The sequence below is a fragment of the Promicromonospora aerolata genome (assembly GCF_042682255.1).
Taxonomy (GTDB): domain Bacteria; phylum Actinomycetota; class Actinomycetes; order Actinomycetales; family Cellulomonadaceae; genus Promicromonospora; species Promicromonospora aerolata.
This window is the reverse complement of sequence record NZ_JBHUHF010000001.1, coordinates 951886-969841: the sequence shown is the minus strand read 5'-3', so window position 1 is coordinate 969841 and position 17956 is coordinate 951886. Positions and strand designations below refer to the sequence as shown.

18 protein-coding genes and 2 pseudogenes are annotated in these 17956 nt (G+C 72.0%); 8 read left to right on the top strand and 12 right to left on the bottom strand.

The genetic code is table 11. The annotated features are described in order from the left end of the window. Positions 1-141 precede the first annotated feature (141 nt). Positions 142-720, top strand: coding sequence for a TOPRIM nucleotidyl transferase/hydrolase domain-containing protein (locus tag ACFSL2_RS04415; protein ID WP_377196673.1), 579 nt, complete (start codon positions 142-144; stop codon positions 718-720). Between the two features lie 78 nt (positions 721-798). On the opposite strand, the gene ACFSL2_RS04410 is transcribed toward ACFSL2_RS04415, so the two are convergent. Continuing rightward, positions 799-1689 carry a LysR family transcriptional regulator gene (locus ACFSL2_RS04410; protein ID WP_377196672.1) on the bottom strand — a complete coding sequence of 297 codons (891 nt, stop codon included), beginning with the start codon at positions 1687-1689 and terminating at the stop codon, positions 799-801. Positions 1690-1767: 78 nt separating this feature from the next. On the opposite strand from ACFSL2_RS04410, the gene ACFSL2_RS04405 reads away from it, so the two are divergent. Then, positions 1768-2739, top strand: coding sequence for a DMT family transporter (locus ACFSL2_RS04405; RefSeq protein ID WP_377196671.1), 972 nt, complete (start codon positions 1768-1770; stop codon positions 2737-2739). Between the two features lie 34 nt (positions 2740-2773). Here the strand turns inward: ACFSL2_RS04405 and ACFSL2_RS04400 are convergent, their stop codons facing one another. After that, on the bottom strand, positions 2774-3820 hold the full coding sequence (locus ACFSL2_RS04400; RefSeq protein WP_377196670.1) for a zinc-dependent alcohol dehydrogenase family protein: 1047 nt from the start codon (positions 3818-3820) through the stop codon (positions 2774-2776). 165 nt (positions 3821-3985) lie between these two features. Here ACFSL2_RS04400 and ACFSL2_RS04395 point away from each other — a divergent pair, with 165 nt between their 5' ends. From ACFSL2_RS04395 to ACFSL2_RS04375, 5 genes and pseudogenes are all read left to right on the top strand, one after another. Continuing rightward, positions 3986-4948 carry an ABC transporter ATP-binding protein gene (locus ACFSL2_RS04395; protein ID WP_377196669.1) on the top strand — a complete coding sequence of 321 codons (963 nt, stop codon included), beginning with the start codon at positions 3986-3988 and terminating at the stop codon, positions 4946-4948. Further along, entirely contained in the window at positions 4945-5787 is an 843-nt protein-coding gene (locus ACFSL2_RS04390; RefSeq protein ID WP_377196668.1) for an ABC transporter permease, read from the top strand. Before ACFSL2_RS04395 ends, ACFSL2_RS04390 begins: the two co-directional genes overlap by 4 nt. Positions 5788-5913: 126 nt before the next feature. Beyond that, positions 5914-6945: a tyrosine-type recombinase/integrase gene (locus tag ACFSL2_RS04385; RefSeq protein ID WP_377196667.1), complete on the top strand. Its 1032-nt coding sequence runs from the start codon at positions 5914-5916 to the stop codon at positions 6943-6945. Between the two features lie 203 nt (positions 6946-7148). Continuing rightward, a pseudogene (locus tag ACFSL2_RS04380) lies at positions 7149-7583 on the top strand (phospholipase D-like domain-containing protein); the annotation flags it as partial. 295 nt (positions 7584-7878) lie between these two features. Then, a complete protein-coding gene (locus ACFSL2_RS04375) occupies positions 7879-8289 on the top strand; it encodes a phospholipase D-like domain-containing protein (protein ID WP_377196666.1) in 411 nt (136 codons plus the stop codon). A 49-nt stretch (positions 8290-8338) separates the two neighbouring features. Here ACFSL2_RS04375 and ACFSL2_RS04370 read toward each other — a convergent pair whose 3' ends face one another. From ACFSL2_RS04370 to ACFSL2_RS04325, 10 genes and pseudogenes are all read right to left on the bottom strand, one after another. Continuing rightward, on the bottom strand, positions 8339-9427 hold the full coding sequence (locus ACFSL2_RS04370) for a mechanosensitive ion channel family protein (protein ID WP_377196665.1): 1089 nt from the start codon (positions 9425-9427) through the stop codon (positions 8339-8341). Positions 9428-9521: 94 nt separating this feature from the next. After that, a complete protein-coding gene (locus ACFSL2_RS04365; RefSeq protein ID WP_377196664.1) occupies positions 9522-10199 on the bottom strand; it encodes an MBL fold metallo-hydrolase in 678 nt (225 codons plus the stop codon). 38 nt (positions 10200-10237) lie between these two features. Next, complete coding sequence (locus ACFSL2_RS04360) at positions 10238-10828, bottom strand: MerR family transcriptional regulator (protein WP_377196663.1); 591 nt, start codon at positions 10826-10828, stop codon at positions 10238-10240. Between the two features lie 100 nt (positions 10829-10928). Continuing rightward, entirely contained in the window at positions 10929-11438 is a 510-nt protein-coding gene (locus tag ACFSL2_RS04355; protein ID WP_377200764.1) for a bifunctional nuclease family protein, read from the bottom strand. Between the two features lie 147 nt (positions 11439-11585). Continuing rightward, positions 11586-12380, bottom strand: coding sequence for a transcriptional regulator FtsR (gene ftsR, locus ACFSL2_RS04350; protein ID WP_377196662.1), 795 nt, complete (start codon positions 12378-12380; stop codon positions 11586-11588). After that, positions 12377-12850 (bottom strand): FHA domain-containing protein, encoded by a 474-nt coding sequence (locus ACFSL2_RS04345; protein WP_116675148.1) that lies wholly within the window; start codon positions 12848-12850, stop codon positions 12377-12379. Before ACFSL2_RS04345 ends, ftsR begins: the two co-directional genes overlap by 4 nt. 223 nt (positions 12851-13073) lie before the next feature. After that, positions 13074-13838, bottom strand: a complete 765-nt coding sequence (locus ACFSL2_RS04340; RefSeq protein ID WP_377196661.1) for a DUF881 domain-containing protein — start codon at positions 13836-13838, stop codon at positions 13074-13076. Positions 13839-13840: 2 nt separating this feature from the next. Further along, the gene (locus tag ACFSL2_RS04335) at positions 13841-14173 is read right to left on the bottom strand and encodes a small basic family protein (protein ID WP_357470753.1); all 333 of its coding nucleotides are present in this window, start codon (positions 14171-14173) and stop codon (positions 13841-13843) included. Next, the gene (locus ACFSL2_RS04330) at positions 14170-15051 is read right to left on the bottom strand and encodes a DUF881 domain-containing protein (RefSeq protein ID WP_377196660.1); all 882 of its coding nucleotides are present in this window, start codon (positions 15049-15051) and stop codon (positions 14170-14172) included. Before ACFSL2_RS04330 ends, ACFSL2_RS04335 begins: the two co-directional genes overlap by 4 nt. 4 nt (positions 15052-15055) lie before the next feature. Next, a pseudogene (locus ACFSL2_RS04325) lies at positions 15056-15601 on the bottom strand (CDP-alcohol phosphatidyltransferase family protein); the annotation flags it as partial. A 362-nt stretch (positions 15602-15963) separates the two neighbouring features. On the opposite strand from ACFSL2_RS04325, the gene ACFSL2_RS04320 reads away from it, so the two are divergent. Next, positions 15964-17946 (top strand): DEAD/DEAH box helicase, encoded by a 1983-nt coding sequence (locus ACFSL2_RS04320; protein ID WP_377196659.1) that lies wholly within the window; start codon positions 15964-15966, stop codon positions 17944-17946. Positions 17947-17956 lie beyond the last annotated feature (10 nt).

The following is a 17956-nucleotide window of genomic DNA, read 5'->3' as shown; positions in this document are numbered from 1 at the left end:
CACCCATTCAACTACCAACCGATCCAAAGCATTGTGTATAGCGCAACACAACCGTTACCCGCCAAGAAGCAAGATCAATACGCTAGCAGGCCACGAATACCGCGGCACGGACGCCCGCCCCCGGCATACGATCCGGAGACCATGAACCTCGCAGGAGTCATCACCGCCTCGACGCGTACCGCGGTGCTCGTCGAGGGTGAGAGCGACCGTGCGGCGGTCGAGACGCTCGCGGCCCGTCTGGGCCTCCCCCTCGCCGACCTCGGCGTGCAGGTCCTGGCGATGGGCGGGATCACCAACATCGGCCACCATCTCGTCGCGCTGGGCGAGCAGGACGTTCGCCTGGGCGGCCTGTACGACGCCGCGGAGGAGCGCTTCGTCGTCAACGGGCTGGACCGGGTGGGGCTGCGTCCGTTCGGGTCGACCACTCCCCTGTCCGACGTCGGCTTCTTCCGTTGCGACCGGGACCTGGAGGACGAGCTGATCCGGGCGGTCGGGATCGACGGGTTCCTCGCCCTGATCGCCGCCGAGGGCGAGCTGCGCAGCTTCGAGCGCCTGCAGGGTCAGCCGGCTCAGCGCGAGCGGACCACGACCCAGCAGCTGCACCGCTTCATCGGGTCCAAGGGTGGACGCAAGGAACGCTACGGGCGCCGTCTGGCGCAGGCGCTGCCCCTCGACCGGGTGCCGGCGCCGCTCGACGCGCTCCTGCGCTGGGCCACCTGAGGCGCGACTGAGGCTACGACCCGGCCTGAGCCCAACCCGGGGTCGGGCAGCAGGCAGGCTGCGCGGGTTCACCGCCAGTCAGTCGCCGCCGAGCCGAGCAAGCCGGTCGGCGAGGTGCAGCACCGCGCGGCTGCTGCCGCGCCGGTTGGTGGCGAGGACGAGCTCTCGCCACAGGGGCTCGGCCAGCGGGAGGAACGTGACGTCGTCGGAGGCGTACCGGCGAGCGGAGGCAGGGACGCACGCCACGGCGAGCCCAGCGCGGACGAGCTCGATCTGCGTGACGTGGTCCGCGACGTGAAAGCGCACGTCCACGTCGACCCCGCGCGAGTGAGCGATCTGGGTGAGCGCGACATGCGGGTCGGACCCTGCTGGGCAGGTGGCCCAGGACGCGCCCTCGAGGTCCCGGAGATCGACCTCTGCCCTGGTGTGTCCCGGGTGGCCGGCGGGCAGCGCGATGTAGGCCTCCTCCCTGGCGAGCCGCCGGTACGTCAGACCAGCAGGGAGCCGGACCGGGGTCGGGGACCATGACTCGGCGATCACGAGGTCCAGGTGCCCCTCCGCGAGCCGGCGAACATGGTCGACCGCTTCGCCGTCCTCGACGAACACGTCGACGCCTGGATGGGCCGCGCGCAGGTCTGCGAGCTCGGTCGTGAGGACCGTCCTGACCGCCGACGCGACCGCACCGATACGGACCACGCCGGCCAGCGGGTCGCGGGCGTGCACGGCGTTGTCGGCCTCTTGCATCAGGGCTGCCACCCGCCCCGCGTAGCGGGCCAGCACCTCCCCCTCGGAGGTGAGCCGGATGCCTCGTCCGCACGGTTCGACAACCTTGACCCCGGCCTCGGCCTCCAGTCGCCTGAGCTGCTGGGAGACCGCCGGCCCCGACATGCCGAGCAGCGTGGCGGCTTCCCTGACCGAACCGGTGCGGGAGAGCGCGTCGAGTGCTCTGAGCCGATTCCATTCCCACATATTCTTAACGTTAGCTTATGACTTGGTCCAACAAACCGGTCGTAGACGAGCGCAATTCCGGCCCATAGCGTCACCTGCGTGGAGAAGACCAGGACGATCGCGCAGCCGAGACGCCAGAGCACGGCACGATCACGCAGAGCCGCATCCCTGTCGGTGCTCGCCGGGGCGCTGTGTCTCTCCGGCTCGGCGGTCCTCGTCAAGCTCGCCGGGGTCGACCCGTCCACCACCGCGGTCCTGCGCTGCGCGATCGCCTGCGCGTTCCTGGTGCCGCTCGCGCTGTGGGAGCGTCGACGCCGGGGTGCGGCCTCGCGGACCGCCACGCTCTGGGCCGTCGTCGCCGGGATCGCGCTGGGTGTGGACTACGCCGCGTGGACGGCGTCGATCTACCACGTCGGCGCCGGGATCAGCACCGTGCTGGTCAACGTGCAGGTGATCGTCCTGCCCGCGCTCGCGTTCGCCTTCGACGGTGAACGTCCACCGCGACGGTTCCTCCTCGCGGTCCCGGCGATGGGCGCGGGGATCGTCATGGTCGGCGGGATCGGCGCCGGCGCAGGGACCGGCGGCGACCGCGTCGTGTCGGGAACGGTGCTCGGAGTGCTCGCAGGCGTCGGGTACGCCGTCTACCTCTATCTCACCCGCCGCGGAAATCGGGCGTCACCCGGGAAGACCGTGCAGTCGCTGGCCTGGGCGACCCTGTCCGCGGCGATCACTGCCGCGCTCCTCGCCCCGTTCGGCTCCGGCCTCGACATCACCGGCATCTCCGCCCGCTCGTGGCTCCTGTTGCTCCTGCTGGCCGTCCTCGGCCAGGTCATCGCCTGGATGTTCATCAACACGGGCAGCGCCGAGCTCGCGCCGAGCACGACCGCGGCGCTGCTGCTCGTCCACCCGATCCTCGCGCTGGCGCTCGCCGCGGCCGTCCTCGCGGAGCGGCCCCAGCCCACCCAGCTCGTGGGCGCCGTGCTCGTCGTGACCGGTGTCGCCGTCGCCGGCAATGCCGTACCCGGCGCCGTGGCGCTGCTGCCTCGCGGAAAGCGCGGCGCCGGGCGTTAGCAACGCCCCGCACCGACCGAGGGTGGGCTGCCCGTCAGGCCCGCCGCGGGTCGAGCACGACCATCCCGGCGCGCGGCGTCGAGTCCATCGTCGGCAGGAGCTCCGCGGCCTGCGCCAGGCCGACCACCCGGTCGAGCAGGTCCTGGGGGCGCAGCGCCCCGGAGGCCACGAGGTCGAGCATCTCCGGGTAGTCCGCCGCCGCCATGCCGTGGCTGCCGAGCACGTCCAGCTCCCAGGCGATGACCCGGCCCATGGGGACGCGCGGGCCACCCTCGACGGGCGCGAAGAGTCCCACCTGTACGTGCCGGCCACGGCGGCGCAGGCTCCCGATCGCGTCGGCGCACGTCTGCTCGCTGCCGACGGCGTCCACCGTGACGTGCGCGCCGCCGTCGGTCACCTGCTGCACGACGACGGGCACGTCGAGACCGTCGGCGAGCACGGTGCGCTCGGCACCGGCCCGCCGGGCCATCTCCAGTGCCGCCGCGGACCGGTCGACCGCGACGACGCGTGCCCCGCGCGCCACGGCGACCATGATGGCGCTGAGCCCGACACCGCCCGCGCCGATCACCGCCACCCACTGCCCTGCCTGGACCTCCGCGCGTCCGGCCACCGCCCGGTAAGCGGTGGCGAAGCGGCAGCCGAGGGCGGCCGCGGTCTCGAACGAGACGTCCTCGGGGATCGCGACGAGGTTGGCGTCGGCCGCGTGCAGCACCACGAGCTCGGCGTACGACCCCCAGTGCGTGAAGCCGGGCTGGGTCTGGTCGGGGCACACCTGCGCCTGCCCGCCGCGGCACCACCGGCAGGTACCGCAGCCGCTGACGAACGGGACGGTCACCCGGTCACCCACCTGCCAGCCGGTGACACCCGCACCGACCTCGGCCACCGTGCCGGCCAGCTCGTGCCCGGGCACGTGCGGCAGGGAGGTGATGTCGCCGTCGTGCCCCGCCCAGGCGTGCCAGTCGCTCAGGCACAGGCCGGTGGCGTGCACCCGCACCACCACTCCCCCGACGGGGGCACTGGGGTCGGGCACCGCCCGGACGGCGGCGGGCCCCTGGAACTCGTCGAAGAGGATGGCACGCACCCACGGATTGAATCACGGCCGCCGGTCCGGCCCGACCAGCTCCGCCCTCGCCCTGCACCGGGCGGCGCCGCGAGCGCCGTCGGCCGGCCGGCTACGCAAACCTGCGTACGAGGGTGTCGCTCCGGGACGGACGCCGTGACCGGGCCGGGGCGCGACGGTGGGGTCATGGACGACGACGACATGAACGACATGGACGACGACGCGCTCGTGCTGCGGACGGAGGGGCTGACCAAGCGGTACGGCGACCGGCTGGCGGTCGACGGGGTCAGCATGACGGTGCGGCGGGGCGAGGTGTACGGGTTCCTGGGCCACAACGGTGCGGGCAAGACCACCACGCTGCGGATGGTGCTGGGCCTGGTGCGGCCCACCTCCGGGCACGCGACGGTCCTGGGCCGTGCGGTAGGGCGGCAGGACGTGACGGCACGGGTCGGCGCGCTCGTGGAGGGGCCGGGTTTCTACCCGTACCTGTCCGGCAGGGACAACCTGCGCTCCCTGGCCCGCTACCAGCACCTGCCTCGCACGGACGTGGAGCGGGTGCTCGACCTGGTCGACCTGACCCGGCGCGGCGACGACGCGTACAAGGGCTACTCCCTGGGCATGAAGCAACGCCTCGGGGTCGCCGCGGCGCTGCTCGGTGACCCGGAGCTGATCATCCTGGACGAACCGACCAACGGCCTGGACCCCGCGGGGATGGCCGACATGCGCGACCTGGTCGTGTCCCTGGCGCGCGACGGCCGCACGGTGCTGCTGTCCAGCCACCTCCTGACCGAGGTGCAGGAGATCTGCGACCGCGTCGGCGTCATCGACCACGGCCGCCTCCTGCGCGAGGCAGCCGTCGCCGACCTGCGCGGCGGCATCACCGTCCGCGTGCGTGCCACACCGCAGGACACGGCGCTCGCCGTCGCGGCACGCCTGGCCGGCCCGGGTGGCGTCCGCCCCCTGCCGGGCGGCGCCCTCGGGGTGGACCTGCCCGCGTCCGCCGCACCCGGCCTGACGCGTGCCCTGGTCACCGCCGGAGCCGACGTGCACGAGGTGGCACCCAGCGAACGCACCCTCGAAGAGGTGTTCTTCGAGATGACCACCACCCCCGCACCGGACACCACGACCATCAAGGAGCCCGTCCCATGACCGCCATCCTCGACAGCACCCGCGCGGAGCTGCTCCGGCTGCGTCGGTGGCCGGCCGTCTGGATCACCATCGGCGCCTGGACCGCCCTGGCCCTGACGTTCGGGTACGTCTTCGACTACGTCTCCTACGCCACCGGCACGGAGAGCTTCGCCACCGCGGGCGCCGCACGGGACGCGCTCCTGACCGGGCTGCTGCCCCAGGCCGTCCCCGACGTCCTGGTCCAGGGCATGCCCCTGTTCGGCGGGGCGCTCGCCATGGTGCTCGGCGCCCTGGTCGCGGGCAACGGCTTCGCCTGGGGCACCTGGAAGACCGCGCTGACCCAGGGACCAGGACGCCTCGCCACCGTCGGCGGCTCCCTGACGGCCCTGACGATCTTCGTCGTCGTCATCGTCGCCGCGACCCTCACCCTGTTCACCGCCGTGTCCACGGGCATCGCCCTGGCCGAGGGCGAGAGTATCACCTGGCCGACGGCGACCGACCTCGCCCGCGCGACCGGCGGCGGACTCCTCGTCCTGCAGATGTGGGCACTGCTCGGCTACACCATCGCCATCCTCGCCCGCGGACCGGCGCTCGCGGTGGGTCTCGGGCTGGTGTGGGCACTGGTCGTGGAGAACCTGCTGCGCGGTGTGGGGTCGCTGCTCGGTGCCGTGGAGCAGCTCACCCTGTTCCTGCCCGGCACCGCGGCCGGGTCCCTGGTCGGGTCGCTGGTCGACGCCGGTGGCACACCGGGCGTGCTCGACGTCGTCCCCGGCGACCGGGCAGCCCTGACGGTGGCCGCGTACGTCGTCGGCCTGACCGCTCTGGTGCTCACCGTGATGCGGCGCCGCGACCTCGCCTGAGCCACCCCGCCGGTCGTACCACGGCGCACCCACGGGGCACCTGTCGAGAGGTGCCGGTCGCATCGCAGGTCAGCGGCACATTCCGGCATATCGGGAGTGTCAGTGGTGGCGCCTAGGGTGACGGTCATGGTCGCTCCCCCGCGCCTCGAGCGCATCACCGTCGCCGAAGCCACCCGTCGCTATCTCGCGGCGGTCGAGGTCGAGACGATCCGCGGCGTCCTGTCACCCGCCACGGCACGCAGCTACACGCGTGACGTCACCGAGTTCGGCCGGCTGACCGGACGCGACCGCATCCTCGACGACGTCACCGGACCCGACGTCGACACCGTCCTGGTGCGCTACCAGTCCGCACCGGACGCCCGGTACACCGACCCGGACCGCAAACCCGGACCGGGACGCAGCACCGCGACCGTCAACCGGTTCCGGCAGTCCGTGACCCGGTTCCTCGCGTACGCCGCCCGCGAGTGCTGGGTACAGGCCGACCCCATGCAATGGGCCGCCCCGCCCGCCAAGGTACGCGGCACCCTGCGCACCGCCCGCACCGCCCTCTCGGCCGGCGCAGCACGCAGCCTGCTGACCACCACCCCCGCCGACGCACCGGCCCGCACCGACCAGGACCTCGTCCTGCGCGACCGGCTGGTCGTCGCACTCCTGCTCGTCCTCGGCCCCCGCGTCTCGGAACTGGCCCGCACCGACGTCGACGACGTCGCCCGCGAACCCGAACGCACCACCTGGCGCATCCGCGGCAAGGGCGGCAACACCCGCACCGTGACCCTGTCACCACCCCTCGCCCGCGCCCTGGAGGACTACCTCACCCACCTACGCCCCACCCTGGCCGCCAAACGCCCCCAGGACCCCGACGCACAACGCGCCCTCCTGCTGTCCTGGCGCGGCCGCCGCATCGACACCCAGGCGATCCGAGCCCTGCTCTCCCGCACCGTGGCCCGCATGCCCGCCCCCTACCAGCGCGAAGCCACCCCCCACGCCCTGCGACACACCACCGCCACCCTGCTCGTGGCCGACGGCTGGGACGTCAAGGTCGTCGCCGAGCTGCTCGGCCACGCCTCGATCGCCACCACAGGCGTCTACCTCGACCGCATCGAGGGCGAGCTCGCCGCCGCGATCCGCGCCCACCCCCTGGCCACCGCCATCGACTGAGACCCGGAGATATCCCGTGCCAACCCACCGATACCGGGTACCGTGAGCCCGTGGCGTCTCGCAAGGTCCCTCGCAACCTCCCCAAGCTCACCCTCGACCTCCCATACGGTTTCGTCCAGCGTGCCCGCACGCTCGCGACCCGCGCCGCGATCATCGCGGCCGCCGTACCGGTCGGAGCAGCCGTCGCACTCACCGTCACGGACATGGTCCGCCGACGCCTGCACCCCCTCACGGCGAAGTTCCCCACCGAGAAGCCGCTCACCGAGCACATCGACCAGACCGCCACCACCGTCTACACCTACGGCGCCGACCTGTTCGAAGCGATGCTCGAGGCCATCCGCGGCGCTCGCAGCACCGTGATGCTCGAGTCGTACATCTGGAAGAACGACCACGTGGGCCAGCAGTTCAAGCAGGCCCTCATCGACGCGTCCGCACGCGGGGTCGACGTCTACGTCATCGTGGACGGGTTCGCCAACCTCGTCGTGCCGTACTCGTTCTTCCGCTTCCCGCCGGCCGTGCACGTGCTGCGCTTTCCCGTGCTGCGCCCGGGCATGGCGTACCTCAACATCCGTACGTCCGGCCGTGACCACCGCAAGATCCTCGTGGTCGACGACGAGATCGGCTTCGTCGGCGGGTACAACATCGGCTCCCTGTACGCCACGCAGTGGCGTGACACCCACGTGCGCCTCGCCGGGCCGTCGGTGTGGGAGCTGCGCAACGCGTTCGTCGACTTCTGGAACCGGCACCGCAAGCCGCGCCACCCGATCCTGCCGGACATCGGCTCGGAGGCCTGGCTGCCGCACCTCAAGGCCGCGCGCAACGCACCGTCGGAGCTCGTGTTCCCCATCCGCGGTCTCTACCTGGACGCGATCGACCGGGCCACGCACCACGTGTACATCACGCAGGCGTACTTCATCCCGGACCACGACATCCATGCCGCGCTGCTCGCCGCGGCCGCGCGGGGGTGTCGACGTCCGGGTGCTGGTCCCGCACCGCTCCAACCACGTCGTGGCCGACTGGCTCGCGCGCGGCCAGTACGCCTCCCTGCTGCGCGGCGGGGTACGCATCTTCCTGTACCAGGGCGCCATGGTGCACGCCAAGACGGCGACCATCGACCGCCGCTGGACCACCATCGGCACCGCGAACATCGACCGGCTCAGCCTGACGGGCAACTACGAGGTCAACCTCGAGATCGTCGACCCCGGGCTCGCCGGCCGCATGGAGGACGTCTTCGCCATGGACCTGTCCAACGCGCAGGAGCTCACGCTCGCCCAGTGGGAGGAACGTGGCGCGCTCGCCAAGATCGGGGAGTACCTCCTGATCCCGCTGCGCCCTCTGCTGTAGAAGCCTGCGGTAATCCTCTGCTGTGAACCTCCGCTGCGATCCCCTGCGGTCAGACGGCGGCCTCGGCCGCGGTGCGCAGCACGGGGTGGTGCGCCGCACCGTGCTCCCAGCGGGTGCGGGGCAGCGCGTCGGGTGCCTCGCGCTGCAGCCAGGTCACCAGTCCCTCGCGCACCAGGCACTGCAGGTTCCACAACGCGGAGCTGTCGGCGGCGCTGATCGTCGCGCGGGCCCGCACCGTCCCCTGCACCGCCGAGGTGACCTGCAGGCTCACCACGCGCCCGTCCCACAACGGTGACTCGACCACGAGGCGCCGCAGCTCGGTCCGCATGGGTTCGAGCGGTGCCCGGAAGTCCACGTCGACCTCGACGGTGCCCATCACCTCCGACGACGTGCGGGTCCAGTTCTCGTACGGTGTCGACGTGAAGTAGGTGCACGGCAGGATCAGCTTGCGCTCGTCCCAGATCGCCACCACGACGTACGCGAGGGTGATGTCCTCGATCGTGCCCCACTCGCCCTCGACGACGACGACGTCGCCCACCCGTACCGCGTCGCTGAACGCGATCTGCAGCCCGGCGAACACGTTGCCGAGCGACGACTGCGCCGCCAGGGCCGCGACCACGGACAGCACGCCCGCGGACGCCAGCAGGCTCGCGCTGGCCGCACGGGCCTCCGGGAACGTGAAGAGCACGGCGGCGCACGCCACGACCGCCACGAGCCCCATGGTCAGGCGGCGCACGACCATGATCTGGGTGCGCAGCCGGCGGGCGTGCCGGCCCTCCATGCTGTGGCCGACCCGGTGCAGTGCCCGGTCCTCGATGACCAGTGCGATGGTGGCGACCATCCAGGCGGAGCTGAGGATCACCGACACGGCCACCACGTGCTCCAGCACGGGGAACCAGTGGTCGCCCCGGTTGGCGGTCGACCACACCGCGATCCACATGCCCAGGACCATGAACGTGGCGTGGGCGGGCTTGCGCAGCCGTACCGCGATCTCCCGCACCGTCTCGTGGCTCCGTGCGGCGTACCGCACCACCTTGGAGGCCAGCATCACGGCGAAGAACGCGACGGTGACCGCGAGGGCGACCCACCCGAGCGTGACGGCGAGGTTGGTTGCCTGTTCGATCTCTTCCTCTGCCACGGGCACAGCGTCGCCCATCGGCGGCACATGCCGCAAACCCCGCAACCAAGACATAGCGGATTTCACCCGTGGGGGTGGTGCGGGCGGGGCCGGGTCAGGCGGTGAGCGACTCCCCCACGGACAGCCGGGTGTAGTCGTACTGCCCGCCGAGGCGTGCGGTGTCGAGCCACCGTGCGGTCAGGGTGTGGCCCACCTCGGACAGCGGTGCGTCGTGGATCGGTACGACGACAGCCGCGGGGACCGTCCGTGCGAAGTCGATGGCGTGGGCCAGCTTGACCCACGGTCCGGAGACCGGCACCAGCAGGACGTCCAGGCCGCCGTCGGGCAGCGCCTCGGGGGCGGTGTAGGAGTCGCCGGGGTGGTAGACCGTGCGCCCGGACGTCGCGACCTGGTAGGTGACGTTCGTGGCGAGCCGGGGGGCGTCGGGGTGGATCTCGGCGTGGGTTCCGCCGCCGACGGTGACGTGGGTGCCGGCGATGTCCAGGACGTCACCGGGGTTGACCTCGTGCACGCGGTCGGCGGGCGCACCGGCGGCGGTCAGATCGTCCAGGGCGGAGCGCGGGCCCCACACGTGGGTGTCGGGGGCGGTGCGAAGATGCCTCAGCACGGCGTCGGTGTCCAGGTGGTCGGCGTGGTCGTGCGTGATCAGGACGGCGGTCGCGCGGCGCAGTGCGGCCTCGGTGTCGCTGAAGGATCCGGGGTCGATGACGAGGGTGTCGCCGTCGGGCAGGGTGAGGCCGACGCACGCGTGACCGTGGTAGGTGAGCTGCATGCTGGCAGGTTACGCCTGCCGGCGTGGTGGTGGCCGGGTCAGCCGGCGGTCCTGGCTGCCCGGCGCTGCGCGAGCTCGTCGCCCTCGACGACGGGGACGTCGCCGGGCTCGCCCTGTTCGAGGGTCTCGGTGGGCATCTGGGCCAGGGTGCCCTCGATCTCGCGCCACACCCGCCCGACGGCGATGCCGAACACGCCCTGGCCGCCGGCGACGAGGTCGACGACCTCGTCGGGTGAGGTGCACTCGTACACGCTCGCGCCGTCGGACATGAGGGTGATCTGCGCCAGGTCGTCGACGCCGCGTTCGCGCAGTGCGGTGACGGCGGTGCGGATCTGCTGCAGGGAGACTCCGGTGTCGAGGAGGCGCTTGACCACCTTGAGCACGAGGATGTCGCGGAAGCTGTAGAGCCGGTGGGTGCCGGAGCCGGTGGCCGGTTTGATGCTGGGCTCCACGAGCCCGGTGCGTGCCCAGTAGTCGAGCTGGCGGTAGGTGATGCCGGCGATGTGGCACGCCGTGGTGCCTCGGTAGCCGGTCGTGGCGTCCTGCTCCGTCAGGTCCTCACCGAAGAGGAGACCCTGCGCGCCGTGCGGGACCGTAGCGCGTGTGGCTCTCTCACCGCTGGTGTTCACTGTGCCTCCTGGGGTGTCGTGGCCACGCTATGGCGCGTCGAAGGTGATTTCAAAGATGCGCGCCGTGAAAGGCCCCGGCGTGTCGCGAGTTGGTCCGCTTTCAGCCGGTTCGGCCGCCGCCGCCCTGGGTGCCGCCGCCGGGTGGTCCGAGGAAGTCCTCGGGGGTGACGTGGTCCAGGAAGTCGCGGAACCGTTCGACCTCGGCCTGCTGGTCGACGTCGACGATCTCGACGCCGGCCAGGGCGACGATCTCGGCGGAGCACAGGACGGGGCTGCCGGTGCGTACGGCCAGGGCGATGGCGTCGGAGGCCCGGGAGTCGAGGTGGACGCCGTTGCTCAGGACGAGCTCGGCGAAGTAGATGCCGCCTTCGAGGGCGACGATCTCGACGCGTTCGAGCGTGACGCCGACGGCGCCGAGCACGTCGCGCAGGAGGTCGTGGGTCATGGGGCGGGGTGTGGCCAGGCCTGCCTGGGCCATGGCGATGGCGCTGGCCTCGCGTGCGCCGATGACGATCGGGATGGCCAGGTCGGCGGCACTGTCCAGCAGCAGAACGACGATCTCCTGATCGCGTTGCTGCTGTCGAACGCCGAGGATCTCTACGGGGACCATCGGCACGTCGTCCGGCCTCACGCTTTCACCGTACGGCTACTCGCGGCCACTCGTCGCGCGCTCGGGACAAGTTCCTGGTCACGGACGGGCCCCGGGGCGGCAGCCGGCGGGTGATTTCTCGCGCGGGCGTGGTGCGGTGCGGCGGTGTCAGCCCAGGTCGTCGATGCCCTGGCGGACCCAGGCGGCGTGCAGGCGGGTGAACAGCTCCCCCATGTCGCTGGCCATGCTCGCGGCGCGCCCGTGGGCCGCGCTGGCCTGCTGGCTGCGCAGTGGTGCGACGACCTGGTCCACGAGGGCGACCTGCCGGTCCGCGGAGGTGCGGAAGGAGCGCAGGTGGCGTGGCTCGATGCCGAACTCGGCCAGGGCGCCCGCGATGCGGGCGACCTCGACGGCGCCCGACCCGAACGTGCTGCCCGATGCGGGCAGGAGGCCGGCACGGGCCAGGTCCTGCACGAACTCGTCGGTGACGCCGGCGGCCTCGGCCACCGACTGGGCGGTCCAGCGGCGGCGGGCGGGTGCGGCGACGCCGGCCAGGCGGGGTGCGGGGTGCTCGGCCGAGTCGGGGTCGGCGTCCATCGTGGCGAGGCGTTCCTTGATGACCTTCAGCGGCATGTAGCTGTCGCGCTGCTCGGTCAGGACGAACCGCAGGCGTTCGACGTCGGCCTGGCTGTACTGGCGGTACCCCGACGGTGTGCGGACGGGCTCGATCAGTCCCTGCTCCTCGAGGAAGCGGAGCTTGGAGTGCGACACGGAGGGGAACTCCGTGCCCAGCGCGCGCAGGACGTCGCTGATGCGCATGGTGGCCTGGCGGGAGATGCCGCGGGGCCAGGGCGCGTCGAGGTCGTCCTGGTCGGGGCCGTGCTCGGTGTCCTGAGCTCGGTCGTGGCGCGGGACGGAGGTGCCGTGGACCCCGTGGTGGTCGCGCGCGGCGCCGCTCGTCACGGGGCCGGCGTCCCCGCGCCCCACTGCGCCGGCGACTGCGGGCTGGCGTGGAAGGTCAGGCGGAACTTGCCGATCTGCACCTCGTCGCCGGTGACCAGGGTGGCGGCGTCGATGCGGCCGCGGTTGACGTAGGTGCCGTTCAGGGAGCCGATGTCGCGCACGACGAACGAGTCGCCCTCGCGCACGAACTCGGCGTGCTTGCGGGACACGGTGACGTCGTCCAGGAAGATGTCGGCCTGCTCGCTGCGGCCGGCGACCGACCGGCCGGTGTCCAGCAGGAACCGGGCACCGAACCCGGGTCCGCGCTGCACGATGAGCAGTGCGGAGTGCCGCGGCAGCGCGGCGACGGCGGCGGCTTCCTCCGGGCTGAGCGCCGTGCGGGGCGCCTGCTCGTCGGAGGTCGGGAACGCGATGCGACCCAGGTTGGCCGTGGTATCGGGCCCGACCGGATGGGCGCTGGGGTCCGTCATCAGGTCTCCTCGGGTGCGGTGGTCGATGTGCGGGTCACTACGCTTCGGACAACGGCTGGGACCGTGTCCGGGTTCCACTCAACCTACCCCGATCGAGATGGGCGCGGGAACCACGGTGGGGAACCAACCCGGATAAAACTACCCACGTCACGGCGGTTCCGCATGCCAGTTTCCACAGCACGCGCCACCACGGCCCGAATCCGGGCCCGGAACGTGGCGGGGGTCACTCCTCCTCGACCGGTTCGGCGTGCTTCGGCTCGGCCGGGATCCGCAGCGCATCTACCCTGACCTGGTCGGAGACCGTCGTCGTCGCCTCCCCGCCCTCCTCCCGGATCCGCGGCAGCGCACCCCCGGGGATCTCGAGCGCACGGTCGATCGTCTCCGGGTCCCCGATCGCCGTCCACTCGTACGGGGACACGATGGCCGACCCGTCCAGCACGACACCACCACCCGAGTCGACGAAGTAGCTCGTCGTGACCAGCCGGACCCCGTTGACCTCGATCGCCTCGGCGCCCGCGTTGCGCAGCTCCTCCAGCAGGTTGAACAGGACCTGCGCCTCCAGCGGCCGGTCCCCGTCCTCGACGTGGATCTGCACCCCCGGCCCGTGGGCGGGCAGCCGGCCCGAGAGGATGCCCTCCTGCTCGGCACGCTGCTGCGCCAGGTCCCGCGCCGCCTGGTCGCGACCGTCCTCGGAGCGCAGCTCGTCCCGGATGTCCTCCAGGTTGGCGACCTCCGCGTCGAGCTGGTCCGCCCGTTGCGTCACCTCGTCCAGCAGCCGTACCAGCTCGTCCTGACGCAGGCTGCTGAGCTGGTCGCCCGTCGACTGCCCCACCTGGACCGCCAGGGCGAACCCCAGCAGCAGGCACAGCAGGCCCGTCAGCAGCTCCGAACGCGTGCCACGCGGCCGCAGCAGCCGCGCCACCCGCCGCCAGCCCGACACCGGCCGGTCCTCGGCCCCCTCCGGGGCGCCGTCACGCTCGTCGTCCATGCTCACGCCTTGAAGATGTGCCGACGGATCGACGCGGCGTTCGAAAAGATGCGGATACCCAGCACCACCACAACGGCCGTCGACAGCTGACCACCCACACCGAGCTGGTCACCGAGGAACACGATGAACGCCGCCACCACCACGTTCGACAGGAACGACACCAGGAACACCTTGTCGTCGAACAACCCGTCGAGCATCGCCCGCAGCCCCCCGAACAGGGCATCCAGCGCCGCCACCACCGCGATCGGCAGATACGGCTGCAGCATCAGCGGGACGGTCGGCTGCAGCACCAGCCCGGCCACCACCCCCACCACGAGCCCGACGATCGCGATCATCCGTTGTCCTCCTCGGATCGGTCCTCCGTTGTGCGCGCATAGCGCAGCGTCGGGGAGCCCGCACCCGGCAGGTACATCCCCTCGCTCGTGGTCACCTCGTTCTCGATGCCGTACTCCGCACTCAGCAGCTGCAAGAAACCCAACCCCGCCGACCGCGCGAACTCGACCTGCATGTCATCCGGGTCCCCCACCGCCTCGATCGTGTACGTCGGCCCGTTCAACGGCTGCAGATCCACCAGGATCGCGTCACCCGCGTTCCGGATCGCCGACAACGACGTCAACCGCTCGTCGTTCACCGCCACCGCCTCCGCACCCGCCGCCCACAGCTCGTTGACGACGAACTGCACGTCCGCGTCCCGCACCCGCGACTCCGCCGGCGCGTCCCCCGGCTCCACCAGCCCACCACCCGAACCATCGGTCAACCGCACCACCATCCCAGGACCCCGCACCGGCACCGCACCACCCACCCACCGGTCCAGCTCGTTGACCTCCACCAACGCCGAAGGCAACAACCCACCAGCACGCAGCCCCTCCACCTCGGCACCGAGCTCCACCGACCGCCGCGACAACGCCTCCACCGCAGCACTGCGCTCCTGGATCTGCTCCATCAGCACCGCGCGCCCCCGCGACACCGACGGCTGCGGCGCTCGCAGGTCGCGCACCGCGATCGTCGTCACCGCGCCCAGCAGCACCGCCACCAGCAGCCACGTGACCACGCTCGCACCGCCGCGCCGCGCCGTGACCTCCCCCGCCGCACGCCGCTGAGCCATCTGCGCGTACCCGGGGTCCAGCGGACGCTCCGTGACCTCGCGCAGAAGGGTCATCGACTCGTCCGGGCGGCGGCCCGCCGCGTCCACCGTCGGCCCGGGTGCCGTCATGCCCGGCCGCCAGGCGCCGCACCTGGGCCACGTACTGCAGGCCCGCCAGCCAGTACAGGCCCACGCCCCACCAGGTGAAGGCCCAGCCCACCACATGGGCGGCCGCACCGACCCAGCCCGGAACCTCCGCGAGCAGCAACAACGGGAACGCGTACAACAGGGCGAACGTCGCCACCTTGCCCACCAGGGTCACGTTCAGCGTGCCGTACCCGAGACGGGCCAGCACCGGCACCGTCAGCGCCAGCAGCACGTCACGCGCCACGATCGCCCCCACGAGCCACAGCGGGACCACCTCGCGCCACGCCAGGCCGATCAGTGTCACGAAGATGAACAGACGGTCGGCGAACGGGTCCAGCACCTGCCCCAGCCGGGTGACCTGGTTCAGGCGACGGGCCAACACACCGTCCAGCCAGTCCGACACACCCGAGACCGCGAGCACGAGCAACGCCCAACCGTCCTCGCCCAGGAAGATCAGCACGGCGAAGACCGGCACGAGCGCCAGCCGCACCAGGCTGATCACGTTGGGCACGGTCAGGACCCGGGAGCTCATCTCCGCCCCACTAGACACGCGCACCGCCCTCGCTCACGCCGGTTGGTCTCGGCCGCCATCCTACGTGGCGGCCGTTGCGTATCCGCACTGGCACGCCGCCCACGCCCCCGACCACCCCGCTCACCACCCACAACATCACCCCCGTGCTGCACGTCACGCCCCGAACGTCTGTGCCGAAGCCCCCAGCAGCCGATAGGGTGGTGACACATCCCCTTGGAGTTCGTCGTCTTCCCGTGTGTGCACACAACGTGCGAGGCAGGCCCGCAGCCCTGGCTGCGGGGAAGGTGTTTCGGGAGCGAGCGACGCGAGGGCCCTCACCTCGGCCCTGACTCCGCCCGCGACGACGAACGGTGCAGCACTGCATGTCTATCGACACCCATGACCTGATCGCGCCTGCCCAGCAGGACACCGAGCAGGCCATCGCCGACACCGGCGACCAGGCGACCCCCGAGGCCGCCACCACCGAGGCCACCACCGAGGCCACGCCCGAGGCGCCCGCCACCGAGGCAACCACCCCGGAACCGGCCACCACGCCCGAGCCCACCGGCCCGACCTTCGCCAGCCTCGGCCTCCCCGCGCAGCTGATGGCAGCCGTCGACAAGCTCGGCTTCGTCACCCCCTCCGCCATCCAGGCGCGCGCCATCCCCGAGCTGCTCGCCGGCCGCGACATCACCGGCGTCGCCCAGACCGGCACCGGCAAGACCGCCGCGTTCGGCCTCCCGCTGCTCGCCGCCATCGACCCCAAGCTCCGCAAGGTCCAGGCCCTCGTCCTGGCCCCCACCCGCGAGCTCGCCATGCAGGTCGCCGACGCCATCGAGTCCTTCGCGACCGAGCTCGACGACGTCCGCGTCCTGCCCGTCTACGGCGGCGCCCCCTACATCCCCCAGCAGCGCGCCCTGCGCGACGGCGTCCACGTCGTCGTCGGCACCCCCGGCCGCATCAAGGACCACCTCGACCGCGGCGCCCTCAAGCTCGACGACATCCGCTTCCTCGTCCTCGACGAGGCCGACGAGATGCTCCGCATGGGCTTCGCCGAAGACGTCGAGGAGATCTTCGGCCAGGCACCCACCAAGCGCCAGGTCGCCCTCTTCTCCGCGACCATGCCCCCGGCCATCCGCAAGGTCGCCGACCACCACATGACCGACCCCGTGCAGATCGCCGTCACCCGGCAGGCCTCCACCGTCACCTCGGTCCGCCAGACCTACGCCGTCGTCCCCTTCCGCCACAAGGTCGGCTCCCTCGCCCGCGTCCTCGCCACCTCCGACGCCGACGCCGCCATCGTCTTCACCCGCACCCGCGGCGCAGCAGAAGACGTCGGCTCCGCCCTCATCGAAAAGGGCATCTCCGCTGCCACCATCTCCGGCGACGTCGCCCAGAAGGAACGCGAGAAGATCGTCGAACGACTCCGCTCCGGCGCCCTCGACGTCCTCGTCGCCACCGACGTCGCAGCCCGCGGCCTCGACGTCGACCGCATCGGACTCGTCGTCAACTTCGACGTCCCCGGCGAACCCGAGGCCTACGTCCACCGCATCGGCCGCACCGGCCGCGCCGGACGCACCGGCGAAGCACTCACCTTCGTCACCCCCCACGAGCGCGGCAAGCTCCGCAGCATCGAACGCACCATCCGCGCCACACTCGAAGAAATCGAGATCCCCTCCCCCAAGGACGTCTCCGCCCACCAGGTCAAGCGCACCCTCGGCAAGGTCGCCACCCGCCGCGAAGCCGGACGCCTCGACATGTACACCGACCTCATCCGCACCTACACCCAGGAGAACGACGTCGACCCCATCGACGTCGCAGCCGCCATCGCGGCGCTCGCGGTCGGTGACGACGGCCCCCGCGCCCGTGCGGAGCAGGAGGAGTACGAGCGCGAGCGGAGCGAGGCCAAGTCGGCCGCCGCCCGTCGCAGCTCCCGTGACGGCGACCGCCAGGACCGGTCCCCGCGGGGCCGTTCCGAGGGCGAGCGCGGCATCCGCCGTCCGGCCCGTGGCACGCGCTACCGCATCGCCGTCGGGCACACGCACGGCGTGCAGCCGGGCGGGATCGTCGGTGCGCTGACGGGCGAGGGCGGCATCACGGGCGCCGACGTCGGCAAGATCGACATCTTCGGCAGCTTCTCGCTGGTGGACATCATCGCGCCGCTCGACAACGACGCGCTCGACCGCCTGGCCCGTGCCCGCGTGGCCGGCAAGCCGCTGCGCATCACGCTCGACCGCGGACCGGCACGTACGGGTGGCGACCGTGACCGGGCGCCCCGCTCCGGTGGCGACCACCGCCGCCCGGACGGCGAGCGTGGCCCCCGTGGCCGCAGCACCGCCCACTGGGAGGCGCGCAGCAGCCGCTGACCCCGGCTGA